Origin of the sequence: Sinomonas albida (genome assembly GCF_004919045.1) — a bacterium.
Classification (GTDB): Bacteria; Actinomycetota; Actinomycetes; order Actinomycetales; family Micrococcaceae; genus Sinomonas; species Sinomonas albida.
In genome coordinates this window covers 157,735-171,188 of the sequence record NZ_SWDW01000009.1, presented here as the reverse complement: position 1 = coordinate 171,188, position 13,454 = coordinate 157,735, and the positions used below count along the sequence as shown (strand labels likewise).

The 13,454-nt window shown below is 69.6% G+C and carries 12 protein-coding genes; 5 read left to right on the top strand and 7 right to left on the bottom strand.

Going from position 1 to position 13,454, the window contains the following annotated elements:
- Nucleotides 1-19 precede the first annotated feature (19 nt).
- The 3 genes from E6A26_RS10995 to E6A26_RS10985 all read right to left on the bottom strand — a co-directional run bounded on the left by E6A26_RS10995 (nucleotide 20) and on the right by E6A26_RS10985 (nucleotide 3,363).
- Nucleotides 20-970 (bottom strand): 2-hydroxy-3-oxopropionate reductase, encoded by a 951-nt coding sequence (locus E6A26_RS10995; protein WP_268815401.1) that lies wholly within the window; start codon nucleotides 968-970, stop codon nucleotides 20-22.
- A 21-nt stretch (nucleotides 971-991) separates the two neighbouring features.
- Complete coding sequence (locus E6A26_RS10990; RefSeq protein ID WP_136611242.1) at nucleotides 992-1,786, bottom strand: hydroxypyruvate isomerase family protein; 795 nt, start codon at nucleotides 1,784-1,786, stop codon at nucleotides 992-994.
- Between the two features lie 119 nt (nucleotides 1,787-1,905).
- On the bottom strand, nucleotides 1,906-3,363 hold the full coding sequence (locus E6A26_RS10985; protein WP_136611241.1) for an AAA family ATPase: 1,458 nt from the start codon (nucleotides 3,361-3,363) through the stop codon (nucleotides 1,906-1,908).
- Nucleotides 3,364-3,491: 128 nt separating this feature from the next.
- Here E6A26_RS10985 and E6A26_RS10980 point away from each other — a divergent pair, with 128 nt between their 5' ends.
- Complete coding sequence (locus tag E6A26_RS10980; RefSeq protein ID WP_136611240.1) at nucleotides 3,492-3,704, top strand: hypothetical protein; 213 nt, start codon at nucleotides 3,492-3,494, stop codon at nucleotides 3,702-3,704.
- A 139-nt stretch (nucleotides 3,705-3,843) separates the two neighbouring features.
- Complete coding sequence (locus E6A26_RS10975) at nucleotides 3,844-4,416, top strand: dihydrofolate reductase family protein (protein WP_136611239.1); 573 nt, start codon at nucleotides 3,844-3,846, stop codon at nucleotides 4,414-4,416.
- Between the two features lie 310 nt (nucleotides 4,417-4,726).
- On the opposite strand, the gene E6A26_RS10970 is transcribed toward E6A26_RS10975, so the two are convergent.
- From E6A26_RS10970 to E6A26_RS10955, 4 genes are read right to left on the bottom strand one after another with little or no spacing between them, the layout of a single operon-like run.
- Complete coding sequence (locus E6A26_RS10970; RefSeq protein ID WP_136611238.1) at nucleotides 4,727-5,539, bottom strand: bifunctional allantoicase/(S)-ureidoglycine aminohydrolase; 813 nt, start codon at nucleotides 5,537-5,539, stop codon at nucleotides 4,727-4,729.
- 20 nt (nucleotides 5,540-5,559) lie between these two features.
- On the bottom strand, nucleotides 5,560-6,867 hold the full coding sequence (locus E6A26_RS10965) for a DUF6986 family protein (RefSeq protein ID WP_136611237.1): 1,308 nt from the start codon (nucleotides 6,865-6,867) through the stop codon (nucleotides 5,560-5,562).
- Nucleotides 6,867-8,465, bottom strand: a complete 1,599-nt coding sequence (aceB, locus tag E6A26_RS10960; RefSeq protein ID WP_136611236.1) for a malate synthase A — start codon at nucleotides 8,463-8,465, stop codon at nucleotides 6,867-6,869. Before aceB ends, E6A26_RS10965 begins: the two co-directional genes overlap by 1 nt.
- 42 nt (nucleotides 8,466-8,507) lie before the next feature.
- Nucleotides 8,508-9,890, bottom strand: a complete 1,383-nt coding sequence (locus tag E6A26_RS10955; protein ID WP_136611235.1) for an NAD-dependent malic enzyme — start codon at nucleotides 9,888-9,890, stop codon at nucleotides 8,508-8,510.
- 362 nt (nucleotides 9,891-10,252) lie between these two features.
- Between E6A26_RS10955 and E6A26_RS10950 the strand changes: the two genes are divergently transcribed.
- The 3 genes from E6A26_RS10950 to E6A26_RS10940 all read left to right on the top strand — a co-directional run bounded on the left by E6A26_RS10950 (nucleotide 10,253) and on the right by E6A26_RS10940 (nucleotide 13,345).
- Complete coding sequence (locus E6A26_RS10950) at nucleotides 10,253-11,008, top strand: IclR family transcriptional regulator (RefSeq protein ID WP_136611234.1); 756 nt, start codon at nucleotides 10,253-10,255, stop codon at nucleotides 11,006-11,008.
- Between the two features lie 254 nt (nucleotides 11,009-11,262).
- The gene (locus E6A26_RS10945; protein WP_136611233.1) at nucleotides 11,263-11,772 is read left to right on the top strand and encodes a nucleoside deaminase; all 510 of its coding nucleotides are present in this window, start codon (nucleotides 11,263-11,265) and stop codon (nucleotides 11,770-11,772) included.
- A gap of 10 nt (nucleotides 11,773-11,782) precedes the next feature.
- A complete protein-coding gene (locus E6A26_RS10940; protein ID WP_136611232.1) occupies nucleotides 11,783-13,345 on the top strand; it encodes an NCS2 family permease in 1,563 nt (520 codons plus the stop codon).
- The last annotated feature ends 109 nt before the right edge of the window (nucleotides 13,346-13,454 follow it).

Below are 13,454 nucleotides of genomic sequence, written 5' to 3'. Positions count from 1 at the left end.
CGCGGCCGGGCCAACCGGATTAGTTCTTGCCTGAGAGCTCGTTGGTGAGCTTGAAGAGGCCGGAGTGGTCCAGTCCGCCGTCGCCGCGGGCGACGAGGGCGGAGACGAGCTGGGCGACGGCCGCACCGAGGGGAACGACGACGCCGGCCTCCCGGGCGGCCGAGGTGACGATGCCGAGGTCCTTGTTGTGCAGGGCCAGTCGGAACCCGGGGTCGAAGTTGCGGCTGAGCATCTTCTGGCCCTTCTGGTCGAGGACCTTCGAGCCGGCGAGGCCTCCGCCGAGGACCTTGAGCGCGGCGTCGGTGTCCACGCCGTAGGCCTCGAGGAAGACGATGGCCTCCGAGAGCGCCTGGATGTTGACGGCGACGATGAGCTGGTTCGCAGCCTTCACGGTCTGGCCGGAGCCTGAAGGGCCCACGTGGACGATCGTCTTGCCCACGGCGTCGAGGACCGGTTTGGCGGCCTCGAAGTCCTCGGCTGAGCCGCCGACCATGATCGAGAGCACGGCGTCGATGGCGCCCTGCTCGCCTCCGGAGACCGGTGCGTCGAGGGGGCGGATGCCGGCCGTTCGGGCGTCCGTCGCGAGGCGGGCTGCCACGTCGGGGCGGATCGACGAGGCATCAATCCACAGGGCGCCAGGCTTGGCGTTCGCGAAGACACCCTCGGGGCCGGTCACGACCGCCTCGACGTCGGGGGAGTCCGGGACCATCGTGATCACGACGTCGGCGTCCTTGACGGCCTCAGCGATGCTCTCGGCGCCGCTGCCGCCCTCGGTGACGAGCTTGGCCACCTTGTCCGAGCTGCGGTTGTAGCCGGTGACCTGGTGGCCGGCCTTGACGAGGTTCACGGCCATGGGAAGGCCCATGATGCCCAGGCCGATGACGGCGACGCTGGCCTTGTTCTCTGCGTTGCTCATGTTCTCTCCTGAAGTCTGTGTGCTGCTGGTGTTGGTCGCGAGGTGCTGGTGCAGGTGCTGTTCGCTGGTGGGGGGTCAGCCTGCGACGGGCCGGATGGTCCACTTGAACGCCTCGGCCGCCGGGGCCTTGTACTCGAGCCCGATGTAGCCGGAGTAGCCGAGCTCACGGGAGCGTGCGATCCACTCGCCGAGCGGGAGCCCGCCGGTGCCGGGGGCCCCACGGCCGGGGTTGTCGGCGATCTGGATGTGGCCGAAGTCCTTCGCGTGCCCCTCGATGACCGCCGCGACGTCGTCGCCGTTGACTGCGAGGTGGTAGAAGTCGGCGAGGAGCTTCACGTTGTCCGCACCGGCCTCCTCGGTCCTGGCGATCACCGCGAGCGCGTCCGCCGCGGTCTTGAGCGGGTACGCAGGGGTGCCAGAGACGGGCTCGAGCAGCACGGTGCCGCCGATCTCCGCGATGCCCTTGGCCGCCGCCACGAGGTTCTCGAGCGCGAGCTCGTCCTGGGCCTCGGGGGTGGACTCGGGGAGGCGGTTGCCGTACAGGGCGTTGAAGGCCCTCGTTCCGAGCCGCTCGCCGATGGCGGCGACGACCGCGATGTTGGCCTTGAACTCGCCCCCGCGGCCGGCCCACGAGACGAGGCCGCGGTCGCCGGCCGGCATGTCCCCGGCAAAGAAGTTGAGGCCGCTCAGCTGCACCCCGGCATCCTGGATCGCGGAGACGAACGCGTCGACGTCCTTGTCGGCGGGAACGGCCTCAGCGAAAGGCCACCAGAACTCAACCGCGTCGAAGCCCGCGGCCTTGGCCGCAGCCGGACGCTCGAGCAGGGGAAGCTCGGTCAGGAGGATGGAGCAGTTCACCGTGTACGTCATTGTCATGGTCCCCTCGGCGCTACTTTCATATTGCGGAAGAAGATTCTCTCTTGATGAAAGTGTAGGACCGTGGGCCGAGCCGGGTCAACCCGGTATACCGCTCCCTTTCGGAGGCTGGTTCAGGAAGTGGGGAAGCCGGTTCGGCTGGCCGGAGGAGTTGGGGAAGTTGGCCTGGGTGGGCGGGTGCCGGCCGGATGGCTGCCCAGGAGCGTGCGCGTGAGCGCCTCGGACTCCGCCATGAGGGCGGCCGCGGCGTCGTCCAAGTGGCGGTCCTCGGGTTCCGACCCATCCTCCGCCGCCCCCAGGACCGCCCGCCGGACGAGCTCCTTGGCGAGCGACGCCGTCGTGCCTTCGATGCGCCCCGCCGCGCGTTCCAGCGCGACGTCGCTGAAGCCCAGCCCACCCCCGTAGAGGGCGAGCAGCGCACGGCGCTCATCGAGCCCGGGGAGCGGGAGCTCGACCGCGAGATCCACGCGCCCCGGCCGTTGGGAGAGGGCCCGCTCGAGGACGTCGACGCGGTTGGTGGTGAGGACGAACGCGATGTCGGCGTCGCCGTCGAGCCCGTCGAGCGCATCGAGGATCTCGAAGAGGAGCGGCTGCGGCATCGGCCCGAAGCTGCGGTCCTCGGCGACCAGGTCCACGTCTTCGAGCACCACGATCGACGGCGTGAGCGCCCGCGCCATCTGCGCAGCCTCGCTGATCCGGGCGAGCGAGCGCCCGGACATCATGAGCACGGTGGTCCCTTCGGAGGCCCCGATGAGATGCCGGACGGTGTGCGTCTTGCCCGTCCCGGGCGGTCCGTAGAGCAGGAGCCCTCGCTTGAGATGCTGTCCTCGGGCCGAGAGGGCGGCCGCGTGGCGGCCCACCCCGAGCGCGTGCTCGCGGATCCGGGGGAGAACTCCCGGAGCGAGGATGACCTCTGCGTCGGCGACGTGCGGCCGGTCGACGAACGTGATCCCGCCCGAGGCCGGCGCGCGACCCGGCCCGAAGCCGGTTTCGGACAGAAGGACCACCTGGCCCTTGAAGACGCTCTCCCGCTCGAGCCGCCCTCGGAGCTCGGCGAAGAGCCGAGAGACGGCGTCCTCGTCGGTGGCGATGACCTCGAGCTGAGGGACGAAGCGCTGGTCATTCGGGGAGGCCCCGCGCTGCAGGACCGCGACCGGCGTGCCGTCGTAGCGGAAGAGGCGGAGTCCGAACTGGAGGGTGCGGCGCTGCCTGCTCGGTCCCACCGACGCGTTCGAATAGTCGGGCTGCGCGACGGCTGGGAAGGAACGGCCCACCGGGCTGGGATCCAGCATGGAGCGCAGGTCTGCGTGCATCCGCATCTGCCCGCCGCCCACGCCGAGGCCGCGAGCCGAGGGATCGCGGCCCGCGATCTCGTCCAGCACCACATCGGTGTCGACGAGGCGGAGCTGCTGGATCGGCTCGATGACCACGGGGAATTCGCCCGGGTCCGCGTCGAGGTGTTTCCGCACAAAATCGCGGATCGCGGTCCCTGATCCGCCCCGCGCGTTCTCGGCGGAAAGCCGCACGAGCTCGCCGAAATCGCTGATGAACCTCCCCAAAGCCTCATCCATGGCGCAGAGCCTAGCAGTGACCTCCGTCACTGGCGTGTTCCGCTCGGAGGAGGCAAGCTGGCCATATGGCCAGCTATGTGGGTGCCGAGCGAGCCTCGAGCACAGACCCTAGAGACTGGGGGCGGGCCTTGGCCGTTGCTCTCGAACGGCTTCTTGAGGCCGCACGCCTCGACGGGCATTACGCGGAACACGAACATCTCTACGGTGAGGACCTCGTCCTGCGGATCGAGGAGGACGGCGACGGCGCAAAAGTCACCGTCCGCTGGGTCCCGACCGGCAACGGCGGCGAGCGCCGTGCGGACGACGGCGACGCCGACGACGACGAGGAGCTCGCCGGCTGACGGGGTTGCCTCGGCGAGCCGCGGCCCGAAGGCCTCGACGGCTGTAGACCTCGGCGGGCTGTAGACCTCGGCGGGCTGTCGGCGAGAGGCGCCTGCCTGAGCCCTTGCCCGCGCCCTGCACGGATGCAACCGTGGGGGCATGGGAAGGCTCGTGGTGCAGGAAACCGTCACGGCGGACGGCTTCGCGGCGGATTCGGACGGCCACTTCACGTTCACCCAGAAGGTTGAGGGACGGGTCGACGAGTGGGATCGGCACCAGTTCGCATGGCTCGACGGCATCGACGCCATGGTGATGGGCGCCAAGACCTACGAGCTCTTCAATTCCTACTGGCCCACGCCGGCTTCGTCGGACGAGATCATCGCGGACAAGCTCAACGCGCTCGAGCGCCATGTCTTCTCCAGGACGCTCCGCAATGCGCCGTGGGGATCGCTCGGCGAGTGCAGCATCGAATCGGGGGACGCGGCCGAAGCGATCCGCCGGATCAAGCACGGGACGGCCGGCGACGTGGCGCTCTGGGGGAGCCTCACTCTGGCCCGCGCGTTCTTCGCCGCCGGCGAGGTCGACGAGCTGCGACTCCTCGTGATGCCCGCGCTGCTCGGCGCCGGACGCGGGTTCGTGCCGGAGGGCACGCAGCGCCTGGCCCTCAGGGGCACCCAGACGTTCGATTCGAGCCTCGTCGAGCTGGTCTACGACGTGGTCCGGGCGGCGTAGCCCCCGCCTCAGGTGAGCAATTGATTGACGAATGAGCAGTTCAGGCGGGTGCTGCCCCACGACACCCGCGCCTGCTGCTCGCTCGCGGACCGCTGCCGACAGGCCTCCGCCCCCGGCGTTGCGCGACCGGGGGCGGAAGTGGGTACGACGGCGCAGGACGGCTCAGTGCCAGTCCTGCCCCGCGCCGTCGTGCTTTTGGGCCGCCGCGTGAAGCGGCGGGGTGCGCCGGGGGCGCCGGGTGTGCCGGCACCCGGCGGCGGGTGCGCCGCGTGAAGCGGCGCGTGTGCCGGCACCCGGCGGCGGGTGGGCGTCAGGTGAGGCGGACCTGTCGGTTGACGTCCTTGTAGAGGAGGTACCGGAACTCGCCCGGGCCGCCCGCGTAGCACGCCTGGGGGCAGAACGCGCGGAGCCACATGAAGTCGCCGGCCTCGACCTCTACCCAGTCGTTGTTGAGCAGGTACATGGCCTTGCCCTCGAGGACGTAGAGGCCGTGCTCCATGACGTGGGTCTCGGGGAACGGGATCACGCCTCCGGGCTGGAACGTCACGATGTTCACGTGCATGTCGTGCGCGAGGTCGTCCGGGTCCACGAAGCGCGTGGTCTTCCACACGCCGTTGACGTTCGGCATCTCGCGGGGAGCGACCTCGGCGTCGCTCGTCACGAAGGACTTGGCCTCGTAGCCCTCGAGGCGCTCGTACGCCTTGCGGATCCAGTGGAACGAGACGATGCCGTCCGAGGTGTTCTCGAGCCCCCACGCGTCACCCGCGGCGAGGTAGGCGTAGCCGCCCTCCTCGAGCTCGTGCACCTCGCCGCCCAGCGTGAGGTTCATCCTGCCCTTCGTCACGAAGACCACGCCCTCGACCCCCGGCTCGAACTCGGCCTTCGGGGCCGCGCCGCCCGGGCCGATCTCGACGATGAGCTGGGAGAACGTGGTGGCGAAGCCCGAGATGGGGCGCGCGATGATCCAGGCCCGCGTGTTCGTGAAGCCCGGGAGGTTGCTCGTGACGATGTCGGTGAGGACGCCCTTGGGGATGACCGTGTACGCCTCCTTGACGATCGCGCGCTCGGTCGTGAGGTGGGTCTGCGGCGGCAGGCCGCCCTCGGGGTAGTAGTACTTGCCCATCGATGGATCCTTACGTCTGGTCAGTTCGGGACAGTCTGGAGGCGCGGGTGCGCAAGCCGCGTGAGGTCGGCTTCGGAGAGGCCCGTGAGGGCGCGGACCTCGTCCGCCCCGACGGCGCCGCATTGGACGCCGCGGAGCACGAAGGCCGCGAGCGCGCGCGCCGTCGCGGGCTCGTCGAGGACGGCCCCCACGGTTTGCTGCACGTAGTTCCGCAGCCGCTCGGTGGCATTGGCGAGGCCCTCGCGGTAGAACGCGTACGTCGCGATGTACCGCGTGGGCAGCTGATGGGCGTGGAGGTCCCAGCCCTGGTAGTAGCCGCGCTCGAGCGAGCGCCGGACCAGCCGAGCGTGGAGCTTCCACGCCTCTTCGCGCTGCGCGGCGTCGCCCACCGGGAGCACGTTCGTGGAGCCGTCGGAGAGCCGGATGCCGGTCCCGGCCACCGCGAGCTGCATGACTTCCTTGGCGAAGTCCGCGGCCGGGTGCTCCATGGACTGGTACGCGGCCGCGATCTGGAGCGACGCCGAATAGTCGTACGTGCCGTAGTGGAGCGCGGTGATGCGCCCCTCGGCCCGGTGCGGGAGCTGGGCGACGGGATGGCTGCCGTCCGCGCCGACGATGAGCTGCGGGGTCTCCACCTGGACCTCGAAGCCGAGGCGGCCGGGGTGCAGGCCCAGCGCGGCTTCGAGACGTCCGACGGCGTAGACCATCGCCTCGACCTGTTCGACCGTGCTCACCTTGGGCAGCGTGAGCACGAGGCCCTCGGGGAGACCGCCGTTCTGCACGAGGCGTGCGAGGAACAGCTCGAGCGTGCGCAGGCCCCGGCGCCGCGTGGCCTCCTCGAAGCACTTGAAGCGGATGCCCACGAACGGCGTGGCGGTCCCTGCGGCGATCGCGGCGGTGACCTGGTCCGCGGCGTGGAGCGCCTCGGCGTCCTCCGTCCCCTCCGGGTCGTCGGATCGGGCGGGGGCGAGGTAACCGTCCTCGAAGTCGATCCTGAGGTCCTCGATGGCCTCGGCCCGCAGCTTGGCCTCGACGCGGGGGGCGACCTCGGCCGCGAGCTCGGGGGACAGGCCCACGAGCTCGGCGAGGCGCCGGATCCCACCGGCCTCTGCCGCCGCGGCCAGGGCCTGCTGGCCCCAGTCCGCGGCGATCGACGGCGTGAAGCGGTCGGCCGGGACGTACACGGTGTGAACGGGCTGGCGAGTGCCGGCGTCGCCCGGGTACGCCTCTGCCAGGAGGCGGTCCGAGCCCGCGAGCTGTGCGTCGATCCGTTCGAAGTCCGCGTCACCGAAGAGCGGTGCCGGGAGGCCGGAGGCGGGGACGCTCATCAGCCCACCAGCTCGTACGCGGGCGTTGTGAGGAAGTCGGTGTAGTCCTCGGAGAGGCAGATGTCCGCGATGAGGCGGCTCGCCGGCTCGTAGTACGCCGCGAACTGGCCGGGATCGACCTCGCCGCGCAGGCGCTCGGTCTCCTCCGCAAGGAGCGTCGAGACGAGTTCGCGCGTCACGGTGTTCCCGGTGTCGCTGAGGACCACCTTGTTGTGGATCTGCTGCCACACCTGCGAACGCGAGATCTCCGCGGTCGCTGCGTCCTCCATGAGGTTGTGGATCGCCACGGCGCCGTTGCCCGAGAGCCACACGGCCGTGTAGGCGACCGCGACGTAGAGGTTGAGGCGGAGCCCGGCCTCGGTTGCGACGCCCTCGGCCGAGGACACGTCGAGGAGCTGCTCCGCGGTCACGTTGACCTCGGGGCGCTGGCGGTCCACCTGGTTGGGCTTGTCGCCGAGGACCTCGTCGAAGACCGCCTGGCACGTCTCGACGAGGTCGGGGTGCGCGACCCACGAGCCGTCGAAGCCGTCCGTCGCCTCGCGGGTCTTGTCGGCACGGACCTTCTCGATCGCGGCCGCGGTGATCTCGGGCTCCTTGCGGTTCGGGATGAACGCCGCCATGCCGCCCATCGCGAACGCCCCGCGCTTGTGGCACGTCTGGACGAGCAGCTCCGTGTAGGCCCGCATGAACGGGGCCGTCATGACCACGGAGGCGCGGTCCGGCAGCGTGAACTTCTCGCCGGCGTCGCGGAAGAACTTGATGATGCTGAAGAGGTAGTCCCAGCGGCCGGCGTTGAGGCCTGAGGCGTGGTCGCGGAGCTCGTACAGGATCTCGTCCATCTCGAATGCCGCAGGGATGGTCTCGATGAGCACGGTCGCGCGGATGGTGCCCTGGGGGATGCCGAGGTAGTCCTGCGCGAAGACGAAGACCTCGTTCCAGAGGCGCGCCTCGAGGTGGCTCTCCATCTTGGGCAGGTAGTAGTACGGTCCGCGGCCGGAGGCGATGAGCAGCTTGGCGACGTGGAAGAAGTGCAGACCGAAGTCGACGAGCGCACCCGAGGCGGGCTCGCCGTCGACCAGGACGTGCCGCTCCTCCATGTGCCACCCGCGCGGGCGGGTGACGACGACGGCGAGCGGCGCGTCCGTGTGCAGCCGGTACTCCTTGCCCTCGGGCGAGGTGAAGGAGAGCGTGCCGAGCGCGGCGTCGCGGAGGTTGAGCACGGAGTCGACGACGTTGCCCCAGTGCGGGCTCGAGGCGTCCTCCATATCGGCGAGCCAGACCTTGGCGCCCGAGTTGAGCGCGTTGATGGCCATCTTTGAGGGGCTCGCGGGGCCGGTCATCTCGACGCGGCGGTCCTCGAGCGCGGCCGGTGCAGGGGCGACCTTCCACTCGGCGGCGCGGATCTCCGCCGTCTCCGGCAGGAAGTCCAGGCGGCCGGTCGAGGCGGCCTCCGCGCGTCGTGCTTTCCGAGCCTCGAGGCGAGCCTTGCGCTCGCCGGCGAACCGTCGGTGCAGTTCCTCGACGAACGCGAGCGCCTCGTCGGTGAGGATCTCCTCGGCGCGCTCCACGGGCTTGGGGTCGGTCACAGTGATGGCCATAGCTCTACTTTCCTCCCTGGTCTGAAGTCTTGGTCCCGAGAATCAGGCGTGCGCTGCCGCGACGATGGCCGCGGCAACGTCCTGGGCGACGTGCGGGTCGAACACGCTCGGAATGATGAAGCTCGCGTTGAGCTCCTCGTCAGAGACGCGTGACGCGATGGCCTGGGCCGCTGCCACCAGCATGTCAGGGGTGACGTCGGCCACGCCAGCGTCGAGGAGGCCGCGGAACACGCCCGGGAACGCGAGCACGTTGTTGATCTGGTTCGGGAAGTCGCTTCGCCCCGTCGCGACCACGGCGGCGTGCTCCGCTGCGGCGATCGGGTCCGTCTCGGGGTCCGGGTTGGCCATCGCGAAGACGATCGCGTCCTGGGCCATCGTCGCGACCTGCTCGGGGCCGAAGAGGTTCGGCGCCGAGACGCCGATGAACACGTCCGAGCCCTTGAGCGCCTCGTGCAGCGTGCCTGAGAACGCCTCGGGGTTCGTGTTCTCCGCGATCCAGATGCGGTGCGCGTCGGTGAGCTGCTGGCCCCGGTGGATCGCGCCGTTGCGATCGCACGCGATGATGTTCGTCGCGCCCTGGGCCTGGAGCAGCTGGATGATCGCGTTCCCCGCGGCGCCGACGCCGGAGACGACGATCCGCACGTCCTCGATCTTCTTGTCCACGAGCTTGAGGGCGTTGACGAGCGCCGCGAGAGTGACGATCGCGGTGCCGTGCTGGTCGTCGTGGAAGACGGGGATGTCGAGCTCTTCCCGGAGGCGGGCCTCGATCTCGAAGCAGCGCGGCGCGGCGATGTCCTCGAGGTTCACGCCGCCGTACACCGGGGCGATCGCCTTCACGATCTTGATGATCTCCTCGGTGTCCTGCGTATCGAGGCACACCGGCCACGCGTCGACGTTCGCGAACTGCTTGAACAGGGCGGCCTTCCCCTCCATGACGGGGAGCGCGGCGGCCGGGCCGATGTTGCCGAGGCCCAGTACGGCCGAACCGTCCGTCACGACCGCGACGGTGTTCCGCTTGACGGTGAGGCGGCGGGCGTCCTCCGGGTTTTCCGCGATGGCAAGGCACACGCGGGCGACGCCGGGAGTGTAGGCACGCGAGAGGTCGTCGCGGTTGCGGAGGGGAACCTTCGGGACGACTTCGAGCTTGCCGCCGAGGTGCATGAGGAAGGTGCGGTCCGAGACCTTCCGCACGTTCACGCCGTCGAGCGCGTCCAAGGCCGCGGCGACCTGCTCGGCGTGCTGCCCGGACGTCGTGTTGCACGTGATGTCCACGGTGAGGCGGTCGTGGTGCGACTCGCTGATGTCGAGGGCTGTGACGGGGGCCCCCGCCGCGGCGACGGCGGCGGCGAGCTCGCCCGTGATGCTGATGCGCGAGGGGGCGTCGATGCGGAGCGTGATGGAGTTGCCGGGGCTGGGACTCGCCATTGAATCGTCCTTACGTCAGGAGGCAACCGCCTCGATGCTCGAATTCCGTACTATGGATATTATTGTCTGCATATCGGAAAAACAAGTCTGGGACGGGACCCCGCAATGTCTGGGACGGGACCCCGCAATGTCTGGGACGGGACCCCGCAATGTCTGGGACGGGACCCCGCAACGTCTGGGACGGGACCCCGCAACGTCTGGGACGGGACCCCGCAACGTCTGGGACGGGACCCCGCAACGCGTTGGGGGGTGGGGCGCCTGGTGACGTGGTGGCGTGTTGTATCGTGAGGTAGCCGCAGAGTTTCCGGGATGCGGATAATTAATGCCGGAACAACATCCGGTCGCAACCCATGGAGGACCACATGGCCGAGAAGGCCTCAGGCGGCGTGCAGTCCGTAGAGCGCGTGTTCGAGCTGCTCGAACTCATCACCGACGCCGGTGGGGATGTCACGCTGAGCGAGCTGTCGTCGTCGACCGAACTCCCGCTGCCCACCATCCACCGGCTCCTGCGCACGCTCGTCGCGCTCGGCTACGTGCGGCAGCTGCCCAACCGGCGCTACGCGCTCGGGCCGCGGCTCATCCGGCTCGGCGAGGGCGCCAACAAGCAGCTCGGGGCGCTAGCGCAGCCACAGCTCAAGACGCTCGTCGAGAGGCTCGGCGAGACCGCCAATATGGCCGTGCTCGACTCCGACATGGTCATCTACGTGGCCCAGGTCCCGTCGCTGCACTCGATGCGCATGTTCACCGAGGTGGGCCGGCGCGCCCACACGCACGACACCGGCGTGGGCAAGGCGATCCTCTCCCAGCTCGACGACGATCAGGTGCGCGCGATCGTGGGCCGGCAGGGCATGCCCACGCCCACGGCCTACAGTATTGGCGACGTCGAGACGCTCCTCGCGGACCTCGACAAGATCCGTGCGCGCGGCTACGCGATCGACGAGCAGGAGCAGGAGGTCGGCGTCCGCTGCTTCTCGATGCCTGTGCCCAACGCTCCGACCCCGACCGCGATCTCGGTCTCGGGCCCTGTCTCGCGCGTCGACGACGCTTTCGGGGAGCGCGCCGTGCCCGCGCTGCGCGAGGCCGCCGCCCGCATCTCCGAGGAGCTCAACCGCTCCTAGCGCAGGGAGAGCTTCCGCCTCGCGGAAGTTGTATTCCAAAAAAGTTCGCCAAACCTATGGCGCACATCACACGCCCTTGCTATCGTCGATGTGTCACGGCGGGTCCCCGGGCGAATCTGGAAAGCAGATCCCGGGAGCTATCACCAGGCAACCTCAATTCAGAGCTTTCGAAGTCTGGTCAGGCCTGGTCTGCACGGATAGCCACGGGCGTTCCCGGAGTGGCCGGACTTCCCCCCAAGCGAGGGAGTCTCCCCATGACCACCACCCTTTCCAACCCTGCGCCGCTCACGGCCGGCGAACGCCTCCACTTGGCGCGCGCCGTCCAGCTCGCGGCCCAGAACGTCCTCGAGAACGGCGGCCCCTTCGGCGCCGTGGTCGTCAGCGCTGACGGCCAGATCTTCGACGGCGTCAACCGCGTGACCGCGAACAACGACCCGACGGCCCACGCCGAGGTCACCGCGATCCGGGCCGCGTGCCGCGCGCTCGGCACGTTCGATCTCAGCGGCGCCGTCCTCTACTCGAGCTGCGAGCCGTGCCCCATGTGCCTCGCCTCCGCCCTCTGGGCCCGCGTTGAGACCGTCCGCTTCGCCGCGGACCGCCACGACGCGGCCGCGGCAGGCTTCGACGACGCCGTCTTCTACGACTACTTCGACACCCACGTCGAGCAGCGCTCGATGCCGGTGGTGCACTCCGAGCCCGAGGGGATCAGCCGCACGGCTCCCTTCGAGCAGTGGGCCACGTTCGCACAGCGCGTCGAGTACTGAGGCGGCCGCCATGAGCATCAATACCGGTAGCACCGTGCGTACCGACGAGCTCGGGCCGGAGTCCGAGGGCGCGCAGCCGACGACGGAACAGACGACGACGGCGCCCGCCACCCGCGAGCGCCCCTCGGCCCCCGCCGGGCGCGGCCTGCTGGACAGGGTCTTCAGCATCTCCCTGCGCGGATCGACGGTCTCGCGCGAGATCCGCGGCGGCCTCGTCACGTTCTTCACGATGGCGTACATCGTGATCCTCAACCCGCTCATCCTGGGCGGCTTCAACGCGGCGACGGCGCCCACGGACGTCACGGGCGCGTTCCTCCCGGCGGCCCAGGTCGGCGCCGTTACGGGCCTCACGGCCGGCGTCCTGACGATCCTGTTCGGCATCTTCGCGAACCTGCCGTTCGGCCTCGCCGCGGGCCTCGGGATCAACTCGTTCCTCGCGGTCGCGGTGGTCAAGGACGTCTCGTGGCCCGAGGCGATGGGCCTCGTGGTGATCAACGGCGTCCTCATCGTCCTCTTCGGCGTGACCGGGGCCCGGACGGCGATCTTCCGCGCTGTGCCGCGCGAGCTCAAGGCCGCCATCACGGTGGGCATCGGCCTCTTCATCGCGTTCATCGGCTTCGTGGACTCGGGCTTCGTGCGGGGAACGCAGGCGGGGCCGCCGGTCCAGCTCGGCCATGACGGCTCCATCACCACGCTGCCCACGCTCGTGTTCATCGTCGGGCTGATCCTCATGGGTATTCTCGTTGCGCGGAAGATCCAGGGCGGGATCCTCATCGGGATCGTCGCGACGACGCTCCTCGCGATGGGCGTCGAGGCGATCTGGCACATCGGCGCCGGCGGCCCCAACAACCCCGACGGCTGGCACCTCAACACGCCTGTCCTCTCGGGTCAGCTCGTCTCGATCCCGGACCTGAGCCTCGTGGGCCACTTCGACCTCTTCGGCGCGTTCGGCCGGATCGGCCTCCTCGCGGGCATCACGCTCGTCTTCACGCTCGTGTTCACGAACTTCTTCGACGCGATGGGCACCATGACGGGCCTCGCGAAGAGCGCGGGCGTGGCGGATAAGGACGGCACGTTCCCGCGGCTCAAGTCGGCGTTCATCATCGAGGGCTTCGGCGCGGTGCTCGGCGGCGCGAACTCGGGGTCGTCCAACACCGTGTACATCGACTCGGCGGCGGGCATCGGTGAGGGCGCGCGCACGGGCCTCGCGTCCGTGGTGACCGGCGCGCTGTTCCTCGGCTCAATGTTCCTCACGCCGCTCACGAGCGTGGTCCCGCTCGAGGTCGCGTCCGCCGCGCTCGTCGTCGTCGGCACGATGATGGCCGGGCAGATCCGCGAGATCGACTTCACCAAGTTCGACATAGCGCTGCCCTCGTTCCTCACGATCGTGACGATGCCCCTCACGTACTCGATCGCGAACGGCATCGGCGCGGGGTTCATCACGTGGGTCGTGATCCGGGCCGCGAGCGGGAAGGCGAGGCAGATCCATCCGCTCATGTGGGTCGTCGCGGCCGGGTTCATCGTGTACTTCGTGCGCGGGCCGCTCGGTCATCTCATCGGGGCCGGCGCCTAGCGGGCTGGGCCCCAACCAGACAAAACCCCATCAGACCGCGCCCGCGGGGCCCCGGAAGTGACGCTCCGGGCCCCCGCGGGCGCACCATTGACATACCTCATCAGAAGGG

What these genes read in the sequence shown, in the direction of transcription:
- E6A26_RS10990 (WP_136611242.1), bottom strand. Translation starts at nt 1,786, where the DNA reads ATGACGTACACGGTGAACTGCTCCATCCTCCTGACCGAGCTTCCCCTG.
- E6A26_RS10985 (WP_136611241.1), bottom strand. Translation starts at nt 3,363, where the DNA reads ATGGATGAGGCTTTGGGGAGGTTCATCAGCGATTTCGGCGAGCTCGTG.
- E6A26_RS10975 (WP_136611239.1), top strand. Translation starts at nt 3,844, where the DNA reads ATGGGAAGGCTCGTGGTGCAGGAAACCGTCACGGCGGACGGCTTCGCG.
- E6A26_RS10970 (WP_136611238.1), bottom strand. Translation starts at nt 5,539, where the DNA reads ATGGGCAAGTACTACTACCCCGAGGGCGGCCTGCCGCCGCAGACCCAC.
- E6A26_RS10965 (WP_136611237.1), bottom strand. Translation starts at nt 6,867, where the DNA reads ATGAGCGTCCCCGCCTCCGGCCTCCCGGCACCGCTCTTCGGTGACGCG.
- aceB (WP_136611236.1), bottom strand. Translation starts at nt 8,465, where the DNA reads ATGGCCATCACTGTGACCGACCCCAAGCCCGTGGAGCGCGCCGAGGAG.
- E6A26_RS10955 (WP_136611235.1), bottom strand. Translation starts at nt 9,890, where the DNA reads ATGGCGAGTCCCAGCCCCGGCAACTCCATCACGCTCCGCATCGACGCC.
- E6A26_RS10950 (WP_136611234.1), top strand. Translation starts at nt 10,253, where the DNA reads ATGGCCGAGAAGGCCTCAGGCGGCGTGCAGTCCGTAGAGCGCGTGTTC.
- E6A26_RS10945 (WP_136611233.1), top strand. Translation starts at nt 11,263, where the DNA reads ATGACCACCACCCTTTCCAACCCTGCGCCGCTCACGGCCGGCGAACGC.
- E6A26_RS10940 (WP_136611232.1), top strand. Translation starts at nt 11,783, where the DNA reads ATGAGCATCAATACCGGTAGCACCGTGCGTACCGACGAGCTCGGGCCG.